This window comes from Sphingopyxis sp. H073 (assembly GCF_001468395.1).
Taxonomy (GTDB): Bacteria; Pseudomonadota; Alphaproteobacteria; order Sphingomonadales; family Sphingomonadaceae; genus Sphingopyxis.
In genome coordinates this window covers 401,557-415,739 of the sequence record NZ_LNSG01000002.1, presented here as the reverse complement: position 1 = coordinate 415,739, position 14,183 = coordinate 401,557, and the positions used below count along the sequence as shown (strand labels likewise).

General features: G+C 63.8%; 9 protein-coding genes. All 9 read left to right on the top strand.

Features of this window, described 5'->3' with window-relative positions:
- Positions 1-240: 240 nt before the first annotated feature.
- The 9 genes from ATE64_RS05015 (at position 241) to ATE64_RS04975 (ending at position 14,162) form a co-directional block, all read left to right on the top strand.
- Positions 241-1,602, top strand: coding sequence for a site-specific integrase (locus ATE64_RS05015; RefSeq protein ID WP_058454229.1), 1,362 nt, complete (start codon positions 241-243; stop codon positions 1,600-1,602).
- 117 nt (positions 1,603-1,719) lie between these two features.
- A complete protein-coding gene (locus ATE64_RS05010; protein ID WP_058454399.1) occupies positions 1,720-2,313 on the top strand; it encodes a DUF6088 family protein in 594 nt (197 codons plus the stop codon).
- Positions 2,306-3,343, top strand: coding sequence for a nucleotidyl transferase AbiEii/AbiGii toxin family protein (locus tag ATE64_RS05005; RefSeq protein ID WP_058454230.1), 1,038 nt, complete (start codon positions 2,306-2,308; stop codon positions 3,341-3,343). Before ATE64_RS05010 ends, ATE64_RS05005 begins: the two co-directional genes overlap by 8 nt.
- Before the next feature lie 101 nt (positions 3,344-3,444).
- On the top strand, positions 3,445-4,251 hold the full coding sequence (locus tag ATE64_RS05000) for a restriction endonuclease (RefSeq protein WP_037251215.1): 807 nt from the start codon (positions 3,445-3,447) through the stop codon (positions 4,249-4,251).
- Between the two features lie 15 nt (positions 4,252-4,266).
- A complete protein-coding gene (locus ATE64_RS04995) occupies positions 4,267-5,046 on the top strand; it encodes a Hachiman antiphage defense system protein HamA (RefSeq protein WP_027297292.1) in 780 nt (259 codons plus the stop codon).
- Positions 5,030-8,548 carry a DEAD/DEAH box helicase gene (locus ATE64_RS04990; protein WP_058454231.1) on the top strand — a complete coding sequence of 1,173 codons (3,519 nt, stop codon included), beginning with the start codon at positions 5,030-5,032 and terminating at the stop codon, positions 8,546-8,548. The genes ATE64_RS04995 and ATE64_RS04990 overlap by 17 nt, the downstream gene beginning before the upstream one ends.
- Positions 8,549-8,732: 184 nt before the next feature.
- A complete protein-coding gene (locus ATE64_RS04985; protein WP_207790345.1) occupies positions 8,733-9,458 on the top strand; it encodes an ImuA family protein in 726 nt (241 codons plus the stop codon).
- The gene (locus tag ATE64_RS04980; protein ID WP_058454233.1) at positions 9,373-10,893 is read left to right on the top strand and encodes a DNA polymerase Y family protein; all 1,521 of its coding nucleotides are present in this window, start codon (positions 9,373-9,375) and stop codon (positions 10,891-10,893) included. Before ATE64_RS04985 ends, ATE64_RS04980 begins: the two co-directional genes overlap by 86 nt.
- Entirely contained in the window at positions 10,890-14,162 is a 3,273-nt protein-coding gene (locus tag ATE64_RS04975) for an error-prone DNA polymerase (RefSeq protein WP_058454234.1), read from the top strand. Before ATE64_RS04980 ends, ATE64_RS04975 begins: the two co-directional genes overlap by 4 nt.
- Positions 14,163-14,183 lie beyond the last annotated feature (21 nt).

The window sequence follows — 14,183 nt, the reverse complement described above, 5'->3', positions numbered from 1 at the left end:
AGTTCTGTAGTGAAGTGGCGCACCCGACAGGATTCGAACCTGTGACCTCTGCCTTCGGAGGGAATATGGCTAGCTCCGCCAATAAGCGCAAGGAGCCGCCGATGTCCGCCTATCTCCCTGTAAACGCTAAACAATTTGCCTTTCTTCTCCGCCAAAGCTACTCTTCTCCCCGCCACTGTTTTCGCCCGCGTGCTTACGTGGTGCTTACGCGAGAGGAAACGCTAGGGTCGGAGGAAGCCCATGCCTAAGCTCACGAAACGGGTCGTCGACGCCGCGGACAGTCGCGCGAAAGATTACGTCATTTGGGACGACGAACTGCCCGGCTTTGGCCTCCGAGTATTCGCATCCGGCAAGCGCAGCTATGTCATCCAGTACAGGCTCGGCAAGCGGTCGCGTCGCTTCACAATCGGATTGCACGGCGTCTGGACACCAGAGCGCGCTCGCCAAGAGGCGAAGGTCCAGTTGGGCAGGATCGCTCAAGGCGACGACCCGGCCGAAGAGAAGCAGCTCGACAGCAAAGCGATTACCGTTAAGGAACTGTGTGACCTTTACGTCGCCGATCTTAAAGCCGGCCTCATTCTTGGAAAGGGCGGGCGCCCCAAGAAAGCCAGCACCATTCTCTCCGACACGGGGCGCATCGAGCGCCACATCATTCCTCTGCTTGGTACGCATAGGGTCAAGGATCTGGTGAAAGCGGACATCACGAAGGCCCTGAAGGACATCATGGCCGGCAAGACCCGCTGCAGCGTCAAGACGAGGAAGCTTCGCGGTCGCGCTATCGTGCGAGGTGGAGCGGGCACGGCAACGCGCACCATCGGACTTTTTGGTGGAATACTGACCTATGCAGTCGAGGCTGGCATCATCGATACCAATCCAGCGCACGGTGTGAGGCGGCCGAAGGACAACGTGCGCGCACGACGGCTGAGCGAGGCCGAATATCGGTTGCTCGGCGAAATTCTCACGCAGGCTGCTGAAAATGAGAAGTATGAGCTATCGGTCGACATCATCCGCCAGCTTGCGCTGACAGGATGCCGCCGCACGGAGATGGTCACGCTTGCTTGGTCTGAAGCCGACACGAGCGCGAGCTGCCTCCGCCTCGTTGACAGCAAGGAAGGAGGCTCAATCCGTCCGATCGGCCTACCGGTCGTTGAATACCTGGAAGCTAGCCGGAGAACTCGCTCAGGAACCTACGTGTTTCCTGGACACGGCGACGACAACGCGTTCGGAAGCCTTCCTAACCACTGGGACCAGATCTTCAAAGCAACGCCGCTAGCCGACATCACACCACACGTCTTGCGGCACAGCTTTGCCAGCATTGCAAACGATCTCGGCTTTACCGAGGTCACTATCGCTGCTCTGGTCGGCCATTCGAAGGGCTCCGTCACCAGCAACTACATACACACGCTCGACACGGCGCTGATCATGGCCGCTGATACCATCTCCGGCTACATCCAAGGCCTCCTAGACGGCATTGAATTCAAACAAACTGCCTATGCCGTGGATCGGGATTCTCGGCGCGCAGCACTCGCTCGCTTCTTGCAGCAGGCTGCGGCACCGGACGCTGCCGGCGCGGCGAATGACGAGCAACGCGCCGCGGCGTAATGCTTAGCAAGTGGCGGTCGCACTCTAGACGAGGAATGCCGCCACTTGCATGTCAGAAAAACTTGCCTTATTTTCTGACATATGAAGACGCTAAACGCCTCAGTCCCCGACCGGCTCATGAAACGCGTCCGCGCCAGCGGACGTGGCAGCGTCTTCACGCCTAGCGACTTCCTCACAGTTGCCGCCCGCTCTTCTGTCGATCAGGCACTCTCCCGATTAGTGAAGGGCGGACAGCTCCGGCGGCTTGCGCGTGGGCTTTACGACTTTCCCAAGCTGCACCCGAAACTTGGGGCGTTGTCACCCGCGCCGGACGATGTCGCCCACGCTCTTGCGCGGGAGACCGGCTCGCAGGTGCAGATCTCCGGAGCGCGCGCAGCGAACGCGCTCGGCCTTTCGACCCAGGTCCCGGCACAAAGCACTTATCTGACCGACGGCCCGTCGCGGCGCGTCGTGCTGGGAAAGCGCGTCGTCGACCTTCGTCACGCCTCGCCCAAGCATCTGATCGCACCGGGCAGCCCCGCCGGGACGGTGGTTCAGGCGCTTCGTCATGTCGGCCCCGTTCGGGCGGCTGACGTCGCGCAGGTCGCGGCGCGCCGGCTTTCGGCCAACGACAAGAAGACGTTGGCCTCAACCGCCGTTCAAGCGCCCGCCTGGATGCGACCCACGCTCGTCTCGATTGCCCACGCAGCGGTGGCCGATATCGATGGATGATGTCGCCCGCCTTCCCACCGACGATCGTGCAGCTCTTTTCGGGGAGACCGGCGCCGGGCGGGGCGTCGCCAATACGATCATCGAAAAGGACTTCTGGGTATGTTGGAGCCTGAAGCGCCTGTTCGGTCTACCGAAGGGCACCACGGCAACCCTCGTTTTTAAGGGCGGCACGTCGCTCTCCAAAGCGTTCAACGCTATTCGCCGATTCTCCGAGGACATCGACTTGTCGTTCGACCGTGCCGAACTCGGATACACCGGCGAGCGCGACCCCGATAAGGAGGGGATCAGCAAGAAGCAGGCGGCTCGGCTGATCGACGACCTAGTCAGCGATGTCGAGCAGCACATCGCCGAGCGACTTCTGCCAGCGCTTCGCGCCGCGATCGTCGAACAACTCGGTGAGCCGACCGAAAGCGAGTGGTCGCTAGAGATAGACGCCGGTGACGCGCAGACCGTCAACTTCCACTATCCGACCGCGCTGCCTACCGCCGAATACGAAGGCATGGCCTACATCACGCCGCGCGTGAAATTCGAGCTCGGCGCGCGCGGCGATCCCTGGCCGACAGAGGAGAAAGTCATCCGCCCCTACGCGGCCGACGACTATCCAGACTTCTTCACCGATCCCGACACCAGCGTGACCGTGCTGTCAGCGAGGCGGACCTTCTGGGAGAAGGCGACCGCGCTCCATGCGGAGGCGCATCGCCCCGCCGGGTCACCCACGCCGCTGTATTTCTCGCGGCACTTTTATGACCTCGCCATGCTTCTCGAGACGGACGACGGCCAAGCCGCCGCTGCCGATCTCGGTTTGCTGGTGCAGGTGGCGCGCCACAAAGCCACGTTCTTTCGTTCGGGTTGGGCCAATTACGAAACGGCACGGCCAGGCACGCTCCAGCTCATGCCGGACGGCGCTCGGGCCAAAGATCTGCGAGCCGATTATCGGGCGATGATGCCGATGATGTTTGACCAGACACCGCTTTCATTCGACGACGTACTCGCGAGAATTGCCGCGCTTGAAAAAACGATCAACAGCTAACTCAAAGCTGTCCGCTGGGGAGAAAGGACATCAGTTCGATTAGATCAATAGACCTGCGCCTCATTGACGACCTCGTCGACTTCGTCCGGGGTCCCGGCTTCGTGCTGGATTTCTCCGATCCCAGCTTCTCGGACTTCTTTGCCTCAGAGCTCAAGGTCAACATAGACGATCCGAAATACTCGGCCAATGGAGGGTCAAAGGGCAAGCGCCTGCGCTATTTCTTGCAGACCTGCGACGATTCGACAGCCGTCCGCGCCTTGACCGCGCTCTGGGAGCATCGCTCCGAATATCTTGCCCGGTCGGGCGGAGCTGACCCCGTCGCGAATGCGGAGGCGCGGTATCAGGGACTGATAAACCGCCTTTCTGGCGGCGCCTCACCCCAACGTCCTGCGGCGAGCCCGTCGCCTCCCCCTGTCGATCGGCAAGCGGTCGCGAAGATTAAGTCCGACCTCCTTCGCGTCACCACGCTCGCACCTCATGCGCGCGGCTATGCCTTCGAAGGATTCCTGAAAGGCCTGTTCGACGCCTTTGGCCTCGCGGCCCAAGAGCCTTTTCGGCTGCGGGGAGAGCAGATCGACGGGAGCTTCCAACTCGGAAGCGAGACCTACCTTGTCGAGGCAAAGTGGCACGGCCAGCCGATGGGCGTCGCCGAGCTGCACACCTTCCATGGCAAGATCGAGCAAAAGGCCGCCTGGACCCGCGGCCTGTTCGTCAGCAACAGCGGCTTCACTGAAGAGGGCCTTTCGGCCTTCGGGCGCGGCAAGCGCGTCATCTGCATGGACGGGCTCGATCTCTACGAGATGCTCGACCGTGAACTCCCACTCACCCAAGTTCTCGAACGCAAGGTGCGCCGTGCCGCTGAAACCGGCTCGCCGTTCATGCGCGTCCGCGACCTCTTTCCTCAATGACCGGGAGGGACGAGGATGGCGCAGTTCAATGACTGGTGCGTCTCTGTCGATGGGCCGGTAGGGACACACCATCGCCGGGTGATGACCGGACAGGCGGCGAGCCTCGCCACCGGCATTCAAGCGACTGCCGCCATCGTACCCGCGCACTACGCCTCGGAAGAACAATTGGCGCGCGCGCTCGCCAGGCTCGGCAAGCCCGCCGCTGCGGCGCTGATCGAAGGCAAACTGCCGACGACCAAGCAAATCCGGTCTGGCGACCTTGGCGAGATCTACGCGACCGAATGGATCGACGCGCATAGCGGCGGCTACCGAGCTCCGATCAAGCGCCTGCGTTGGAAGGACCATCGGAACATGGCGATGCGCGGCGACGACGTGATCGGAATCCTGCAGGACGCCCAGTCGCAGCGCCTGCATTTCCTAAAGACCGAAGCGAAGAGCCGTGCCACGCTCACCGGCCAGGTCCTGACCGACGCGCGTGCTGGCCTAGACAAGGACGGCGGACTGCCTTCGGCGCACGCCCTGTCCTTTATCTCGGCCCGCTTGCTTGAACTCGATAATCTGCCGCTGGCGGATGCGATCGACGACGCGCTACTCAAGCACGGTATTCCGCCGCAGAGCGTCAAGCATTTGCTATTCACATTTTCCGGCAACGCGCCCGAGGCGCTGCTGACCGCTTCCCTTCAAGCCTATCCCGGCGCCATCAACCAATGGGGCATTGGGCTATACATCGACGGGCACGCCGCCTTCATCGGCGCGGTTTATGATCGAGTGATCGCCGATGCCAACAACCCCTGAAGCGATCGCGGCCGACATCGCCGAAGCGGCGACCGCCGGCTTCCGGGGGCGGCTGATCGCACGCGGCCAGGCCCGCGCGATCATCTGGCGCGATGGCGCTCTTCCGGCCGACGCACCGGCCTTCGCGCCCCAACTGAGCTACGATCTTCATTCTTACGCTTATGCCTTGCTGGGCCTTGGCTTGCGCCTTCGCGACTTTGGCGGCGACGCTGCCCAGGCGCGCACCGCCTTCGAGCAGGCGGCCACGGCGCTTGAAGCCGTGATGGCCAAGGGCGACCGCCAGGAGGTCGATCGCGACTTCCATTTCGTCATGGCCGCTGGGGCCTATCACCTCGCCCATCTGTCGGCACGCGCATATTCGCTGCTCGCCATCGTCGAGACCGACGAGAACTTTTCGCCGGTCGAGCGGGCCCTCGCGCAGTTGATGCGCCGCAATTTCGGCGCCCTGCGCTCCAGCGTCCTCGACTATCGCGCCTCCGGCCAAGGCAGCGACGCACGCATCGCCGCAGGCATCCAAGCTCAGCTCGATCAGGCCGAAGCCGTTGCCGCCCCGCCCGAGGACGGCAACGACTTCCTTTTCGACGGTCTCGATATCGCGCTCACCGATGCCTTCATGGCCGCCATGTCGCTCTTCCTGCTCGCTCTCGAACGGGGCGAGCGGCCGCTGATCGACCAAGCGCTCGAACGGCTTCGCACCAGCCTCGCGATCTGCAGCGAGATGAACATGCTGCCGCAATGGTGGGCGCATCGCGTCGCGATCCACCTCCTCTCGGATCTCTGGTCAAGCACCTTTCACGAGAGGGTTCCGCTTCAGCCGGCCGGTGGTGCCGCAGCCGACTGGCAGCCGCTGCGCGAGCTGTTCATCGCATTACTGCAGCGTCGCCCGAAAGCGGAAATCGACCTCTGGCCGTCGCAGACGGAGGCGGCCGCTCGGGCGGCCGACCAGTCCGACGACCTGGTCGTGTCGCTGCCGACAAGCGCCGGCAAGACCCGCATCGCCGAACTCTGCATTCTAAGGTGCCTAGCGGGCGGCAAGCGGGTGGTCTTCGTCACCCCGCTGCGCGCGCTGTCGGCACAGACCGAGACCACGTTGCAGCGGACCTTCGGCCCGCTCGGCAAGACCATCTCGGCCCTATATGGCAGCATCGGCGTCAGCGGCTTCGACGAGGACGCCATCCGCGAGCGCAACATCGTGGTCGCGACGCCGGAGAAGCTCGACTTCGCCCTGCGCAACGACCCCTCGCTCCTTGACGATGTCGGTCTGCTGGTCTTCGACGAAGGGCATATGATCGGCCCCAACGAGCGTGAGGTCCGTTACGAGGTACAGATCCAGCGGCTTCTTCGTCGCCCGGACGCGCAGGAGCGACGGATCGTCTGCCTTTCGGCGATCCTGCCAGATGGCGACCAGCTCGACGACTTTGCCGCCTGGTTGCGGCGCGATCACCCGGGCGGGCTGATCAAGAACGATTGGCGGCCGACCCGGCTGCGGTTCGGTGAAGTGGTTTGGACGTCGCCAACGGCGCGGCTCAACCTGCGGGTTGGCGACGAGCGGCCCTGGGTCCAGCGGTTTCTCACCGGTGCGGCCCCACCCAACTGGATTCCGCCGAAGCGCCGGCGCACCCGTCTCTTTCCCGACGACCAGCGCGAACTCTGCCTTGCGACGGCCTGGCGGCTAGTCGATGATGGTCAGACGGTCCTGATCTTCTGCCCCGAGCGGCGCAGCGTCGAGCCGTTTGCGGACGTCATCGTCGATTTGCATGAGCGCGGCGCCCTGCGCTCTTTGCTCGAGGCCGACCCGAACCTTCTGAACACGGCGATTGCGCTTGGTGAGGAATGGCTGGGCGCCGATAGCGCAATCCTGAAATGCCTTCGCCTCGGTGTCGCCCTTCACCATGGCGCACTCCCCACCGCCTATCGAAAGGAGGTCGAGCGCCTGCTACGCGAGAATGTTCTCAAGGTCACGATCTCATCTCCGACCTTGGCGCAGGGCCTCAACCTCTCCGCCACCGCCGTCGTCATGTATTCCCTTCACCGGGCTGGCGAGCGCATTGAGATCAGCGAGTTCAAGAACGTCATCGGCCGCGCGGGCCGCGCTTATGTCGATGTCGAGGGCATCGTTCTCTTCCCCATGTTCGACGAGATCGCCAAGAAGCGGCGCAACTGGGAAGCCCTCATCACCGACCTCGGCGCGCGCGAGATGGAAAGCGGCCTCGTGCGGCTTGTCGCGATGCTGTTGACGCGAATGCGCTCGCGCATCGGCGGCGACCTCAATCAGCTGGTCGAGTACGTCGTCAACAACGCGGCCGCCTGGACTTTCCCGGAAGTCGCAAACGAGAAGCCCGAAGAACGCGAACGCGCGCTCGCCGATTGGGAACGACATGTCGCAACGCTCGATACGGCGATCTTGAGCCTCATCGGGGAAAACGACATTCCCGATGAGGGCATCGAGACGGCCCTCCACGACATCCTCCAATCCTCACTGTGGCACCGCCGTCTGCAGCGCCAGGACCTGCAGGTTCGACAGGTGCTGAAGGCCGGCCTCGTGTCCCGCAGCCGACTCATTTGGAGTCAGTCGACGGCCGCCGGACGACGCGGCTACTTCCTCGCGGGGGTTGGGCTGACGACAGGCCATGCGCTCGATGCCATCGCCGCCGACGCCAATCTTCTCCTGATCCAAGCTAATGGCGCGATCCTCGAAGGAGACACCGAGGGGGCGATCACTGCGATCGCCGGCCTCGCCGAACGGGTTTTCGCCTTCTATCCCTTCACCCCCGATCCCCTGCCGGCGAACTGGCGCGACATCCTGCGCGCATGGCTGCTTGGCCAACCGCTCGCGGCGCTGGGCGCAGCGCAGGCCTCTGAGACCCTGCAATTTGTAGAGGGTGGCCTCGTCTATCGCCTGCCTTGGGCGATGGAGGCGATCCGCGTTCGGGCGGCCGCCAACGGTGACACGGTCGGCGTTTTCGATCTTCTACTGGAGGATCACGAACTTGGCGCAGCAGTTCCTGCGGTGGAGACCGGCACGCTCAATCGGTCAGCCTCGATCCTGATCCAAGCCGGCTTCAACTCGCGGCTTGCCGCGATCAAGGCAGTCACCGACACCGCAGCGACCTTCACGACGGGACAGGAGCTGCGGGAATGGCTCAATTCGGACGCCGTCGCCGCCTGGAGCGCTCTGCCCGACTGGCCTACCGCAGAGACGAAGGCGATCTGGACGGAGTTCACAAACAGCTTCATGCCCGCTGACAACCGCACCTGGGCTGATCGGCGTTATTGGGCGTCAGTTAACTGGCTTGGAGCGCCGCCGCCTCCGGGCACACCGGTCCAAGTTCATTACTGGGGCGGGCAACCCCGCGTACTTTCTGCCGACGCCGCGCCGCTTGGCACCCTCCAGGCTGCGCTTAATCCAGACCGGATCGGTTTGCTCCGGGCTGTGGTAGCCACGGATGTCGGCAAGATCGACATCGCCTATCTAGGACCGGCAGATATCTCGCCGCCGTAGCGGTCCACGTCTTTTTCACCGGACCGGCTACGCGCGTCCTCTTTCAAGATTGGCTAAAACTCTTCCTGTCCGGAAAACCGGCTTGACTCTCACACGCGCAAGATAGAACAAATAGAGAACATGATGACGAACCCTTATCCGGAGGTCAACTGGAAGCGTGCGGCCCGAACCCGCCATAGAGTCTTTGCGCGCGCAGATCGAGAAGATCGAAGGCCGGAGTCGGCGCGCCAAATCGGTTCTCCCGTTTGGGATTGCCGACGTCGACTCACGACTCCCCGGTGGCGGGTTGGCGCTTGGCGCGCTGCATGAGATTGCAGGCGGTGGGAATGGCGCGGTCGATGGTGCTGCAGCAGCCTTGTTCAGCGCGGGCGTCGCGGCTCGAACCAAGGGCAAGATCCTCTGGTGTATCACCCGTCCGGACCTGTTCGCGCCGGCGATCGCCCAGGCAGGTCTTGCGTCAGATCGCGTAATCTATCTCGAAGCCGGCGATGACAAGACCGTGCTGGCCTGCATGGAGGAAGGGTTGCGCCATGGTGGTCTAGGGGCGGTTCTCGGTGAGGTGGCCCGGCTTTCCATGACAGCCTCGCGCCGCCTGCAGTTGGCAGCCGAGGGCAGCGGATCGATCGGTATCGCGCTGCGGCGTTGGCGACGACAGACCGAAGCCACTGATTTCGGCCAACCCACCGCCGCGATGACACGCTGGCGCGTGTCTATGGTGCCATCGACACCTCTGCCTGTTCCGGGCGTAGGGCGTGCCCGCTGGCTGGTCGAACTGATCCGCGCACGCGCGGGCGAGAGTGCAGATTTCGAGTTGGAGGCGTGCGATGACACGGGTCGTCTCGCTCTTCCTGCCGAGCTGGTCCACCGACCGGCTTCGGCGGAAGGCTGGCGACGCGGCGCCTCCGGCTGAGGCGCCGCTCGTCCTGATTGGCCGGGAAGGAAACAGGCGGGTGGTGCTGGCGGCGAATGCTGCTGCCGTGGCCGCCGGCCTTCGCCCCGGCATGCCTGTGACCAAGGCTCAGGTCCTGGTGCCAGACCTCATCGTGCAAGATGCCGAGCCGGCAGCCGATGTGGAGGCACTTGATCGGCTCGCCACCTGGCTCCTGCGCTACGCGCCTGTCGTGGCCCCTGATCCTCCAGACGGGATCATCATCGACTCGACCGGAGCCGATCACCTTCACGGCGGCGAAGCTGTCATGCTGGAGGGCCTGATCGGTAGGCTGGCCATGTCCGGTATCGCCGCTCGCGGTGCGATCGCCGACAGCTGGGGCGCGGCCCACGCCTTGGCCCGGTTTGCAGCCCGCGCGACGATAATCGCTCCTGAACGTCATGATGCATCGCTGTTGGAACCGCTTCCGCTGGCCGCGCTGCGCATCGACGCTTCGATAGTCGCGGCGCTGCGGACGCTTGGCTTTGAAACCATCGGCGATATCCTCGCGCAGCCGCGCGCGCCGCTCACCCTGCGCTTCGGTCCAGCGATCGGCCGCCGTATCGATCAGGCGCTTGGCGATCTGTCAGAGCCGATCGATCCGATTCGACCCGCCGACCTGATCGAAGTGCGCAGGTCGTTCGCGGAACCGATTGGCGCGGCGGAGACCATCGCCCGCTACATCGCCAAGCTCGTCGATCAGCTCTGCGACCGCCTCGAGGCAGCGGGTCTCGGCGCACGACGCCTCGACCTTATCTGCCACCGTGTCGACAGTCGCTCACAGGCGGTCCGGGTTGGAATGGCAACGCCGGTCCGGGATGCAAAGCGCCTGACGCGCCTCCTATGCGACAAGATCGAGACGATCGAGCCCGGCTTTGGAATCGAGGTGATGACGCTTGCAGCCAGCGTCGCCGAGCCGATCGAGCGCCGGCAAACCGTTAGTTCGCTTATCGAGGAGAGTGTGCCGGACGTCTCGGACCTGATCGATACGCTCATGAACCGGGTGGGCGAGCAGGCGCTCTATCGGCTGGCGCCGGTTGCGAGCGACGTCCCGGAACGCTCCGTTGCCCGCATTCCGGCGATGGCCGCCGATACGGGCGCAGCATGGCCCGGCCATTGGCCGCGGCCCTCGCGTCTGCTGGCCCATCCGGAGCAGGTCGAGACTGTAGCGCTCTTGCCTGATCATCCGCCCGTTTCATTCACCTGGCGCGGCGTGCGTCGCCGACTGCGCCGGGGTGATGGACCGGAGCGCGTGTTCGGAGAGTGGTGGAAGCGCGACGCCGAATTGGTCGCCGTCCGAGACTATTTTCGGGTCGAGGACGACGCCGGCGAACGCTACTGGCTTTATCGTGCCGGTGACGGCGAAGACACGGCGACGGGGTCGCACCGCTGGTTCATCCACGGGGTCTTCGGATGAGCTCACCTCGCTACGTCGAACTGCAGGTCACCTCACACTTCAGCTTCCTGCGCGGCGCGTCCTCCTGCGAGGAACTGTTTGCGCAAGCGGCCTTGGCTGGGATCGAGGCCGTCGCCATCGTCGATCGGAATTCGCTCGCCGGCGTCGTCCGTGCTCATGAAGCGGCCAAGACGACCGGCGTTCGCCTGATTGTCGGTTGCCGGCTCGACCTCTCTGACGGGACATCCGTGCTCGTCTATCCAACGGATCGACCCGCTTATTCGCGCCTCTGCCGTCTTCTGTCCCTGGGCAAAAAGCGAGGGGGCAAGGCCCGGTGCGTCCTCGAATGGCCTGATCTCGTCGCGTATGGCGAAGGCCTGATCGTCGCGCTCGTACCCGACCTGGCGGATGACGAGTGCGAGTTCCGGCTGCGGCGATTGCGGGACGCTTTCGGCGACAGAGCCTATCTCGCGCTCACCTTGCGCCGCCGGCCAAACGATCAGCTCCGACTGCATGAGCTTTCGAACATGGCCACACAGATGCGCGTGCCCACCGTGGTGACGAACGACGTCCTCTTCCACGAGCCGGCCCGGCGGATCCTGCAGGACGTAGTCACATGCATCCGGCACAACGTCACGATCGATACGCTTGGCGATCGGCGAGAGCGACATGCCGATCGCTACATCAAGCCGCCGGACGAAATGCATCGTCTGTTCAGCCGCTATCCCGAGGCCCTTGCCCGGACGCTGCAGATCGCGGACCGCTGCCGCTTCAGCCTCGACGAGCTTGCCTACCAGTATCCGGAAGAGCGCGACGATCCCGCACTCACACCCCAGCAGACGTTGGCAAAGCTCACCTGGGAGGGCGCGGCTGAACGCTATCCCGAGGGCGTACCCGAGAGCGTGACCGCCGCCCTCCAGCATGAGTTGCGGTTGATCGAGAAGCTGGACTACGCGCCTTATTTCCTGACCGTGAACTCCATCGTTCGCTTCGCGCGGTCAAAGGACATTCTGTGTCAGGGTCGTGGGTCGGCCGCCAACTCCGCCGTCTGTTACGTTCTTGGCATCACTTCGATCGATCCTGGCCGCAACGACCTGCTGTTCGAGCGTTTCATCTCCGAGGAACGGCGCGAGCCGCCCGACATCGACGTCGATTTCGAACATGAGCGGCGCGAAATCGTCATGCAATGGGTGTTCGAGACCTATGGCCGGGAGCATGCCGCGCTGTGCTCGACCGTCATCCGGTATCGCACCAAGGGTGCGTTGCGGGACGTCGGCAAGGCGCTCGGACTGCCCGAAGACCTGATCGGCACGCTGTCGTCGCAGGTGTGGGCGTGGTCAGAGGAAGGCGTTGAGAAGCGCCACGTCGAGGAGTTGAATCTCAACCTCGCAGACCGGCGCCTTCGGATGACGCTCGATCTTGCCCGGCAACTGATGGGCGCTCCGCGCCACCTCAGCCAGCACCCTGGCGGCTTCGTGCTCACCCATGACCGCCTCGACGATCTCGTGCCGATCGAGCCCGCGTCGATGGTCGATCGTCAGGTCATCGAATGGGACAAGGACGATATCGACGCTCTCAAGTTCATGAAGGTCGACGTCCTGGCGCTCGGCATGTTGACCTGCATGAAGAAGGGGCTCGATCTACTCGCCGAGCACAAGGGCGTAAACCTCGATCTGGCGACCATCCCTGCGGAGGATCCACGCACCTATGCGATGATCCGGAGGGCCGATACGCTCGGCACCTTCCAGATCGAAAGCCGCGCGCAGATGTCCATGCTGCCGCGCCTGAAACCGCGTACCTATTACGACCTCGTCGTTCAGGTCGCCATCGTCCGGCCTGGGCCGATCCAAGGCGACATGGTTCACCCCTATCTTCGTCGCCGGGAGGGGCTGGAGCCCGTCCACTATCCAAAGCCGGAGCTCGAGAAGGTTCTGGGCAAGACGCTCGGCGTTCCCCTGTTCCAGGAGCAGGCGATGCGCGTCGCGATCGAATGCGCCGGGTTCACGCCCGGGGAAGCCGACATGCTGCGCAAGTCGATGGCGACCTTCAAGTTCACCGGGGGTGTATCGCATTTCCGGGACAAGCTGATCGCCGGCATGGTGGCCAATGGCTACGACGCTGCCTTCGCCGAGCAGACCTTCAAGCAACTCGAAGGCTTCGGTTCTTACGGCTTTCCGGAAAGCCACGCAGCCTCTTTTGCGCTTATCGCCTACGCGTCCGCTTGGCTGAAATGCTGGCACCCCGACGTTTTCTGCGCGGCGCTCCTGAACAGCCAGCCCATGGGGTTCTACGCGCCGGCCCAGATCGTACGCGATGCACGAGATCATGGCGTCGAAGTGCGACCGGTGTGCGCCAATGCGTCCCGTTGGGACTGCACGCTTGAGCCGATCGATGATGACGGCCGATTTGCTGTCCGGCTGGGCCTGCGCATGGTCAAGGGTCTGGCAAACGCCCATGGCGCGGCGATCGTCGCTGCCCAGGCGGGTCATCCCTTCATGTCGGTGGACGACCTCTGGCGCCGAGCTGGCGTGCCCGTGGGCGCATTGACGCAGATCGCTGAGGCAGACGGTTTCCGGCCGCCCTTTGGTCTCGCTCGTCGGGAAGCGCTCTGGGCAATCAAGGCGCTTCGGGATGAACCATTGCCGCTCTTTGCTGCGGCCTCGGCCCGCGAAGCGGAAATCGTGCCCGAGATTGCCGAACCGGCCATCGTTCTCCGACCCATGACGGCCGGTGGCGATGTCGTCGAAGACTACCGCCACGTCAGCCTCTCTCTACGGGATCACCCCGTATCCTTCCTGCGGCAGGACTTGCGGCGGCGCCGAATGGTCACCTGCCTCGAAGCTATGGAAGCGCGTGACGGCCGGTGGCTCGAAGCGGCCGGCATCGTGCTGGTCCGACAGCGTCCGGGGTCTGCCAAGGGCGTCATGTTCATAACGCTGGAAGACGAAAGCGGCATCGCGAACCTCGTGGTCTGGCCGAAGGTCTTCGAGCAGAACCGTCGCATAATCCTTTCAGCGGGCATGATCGCGGTGCGCGGTCGCGTGCAGCGCGAGGGGGAAGTGGTCCATCTCGTCGCCCAGCGGCTCACAGACCTCTCCGCTGCCCTGGCGAGCGTCGGCGATCGGGAGACAGCCTTCCCCTTACCGCATGGTCGGGGCGACGAGTTTCACCATGGCTCGCCTATGCCCGATCCACGCGGCTTGCCGCCTCGGACTGTTCGGCCGCGCGACATTTTCATTCCGGACCTCCACCTGGACACGATCAAGGTGAAGACGAGAGATTTCCGTTAAAAGTTACAGAAGCTGCGGAGA

Bases quoted from the DNA above. Each gene is read 5' to 3' on its own strand.
- ATE64_RS04980 (WP_058454233.1), top strand. From the start codon at position 9,373: ATGACACGGGTCGTCTCGCTCTTCCTGCCGAGCTGGTCCACCGACCGG.
- ATE64_RS04975 (WP_058454234.1), top strand. From the start codon at position 10,890: ATGAGCTCACCTCGCTACGTCGAACTGCAGGTCACCTCACACTTCAGC.
- ATE64_RS04995 (WP_027297292.1), top strand. From the start codon at position 4,267: ATGGCGCAGTTCAATGACTGGTGCGTCTCTGTCGATGGGCCGGTAGGG.
- ATE64_RS05015 (WP_058454229.1), top strand. From the start codon at position 241: ATGCCTAAGCTCACGAAACGGGTCGTCGACGCCGCGGACAGTCGCGCG.
- ATE64_RS05005 (WP_058454230.1), top strand. From the start codon at position 2,306: ATGGATGATGTCGCCCGCCTTCCCACCGACGATCGTGCAGCTCTTTTC.
- ATE64_RS05010 (WP_058454399.1), top strand. From the start codon at position 1,720: ATGAAACGCGTCCGCGCCAGCGGACGTGGCAGCGTCTTCACGCCTAGC.
- ATE64_RS04990 (WP_058454231.1), top strand. From the start codon at position 5,030: ATGCCAACAACCCCTGAAGCGATCGCGGCCGACATCGCCGAAGCGGCG.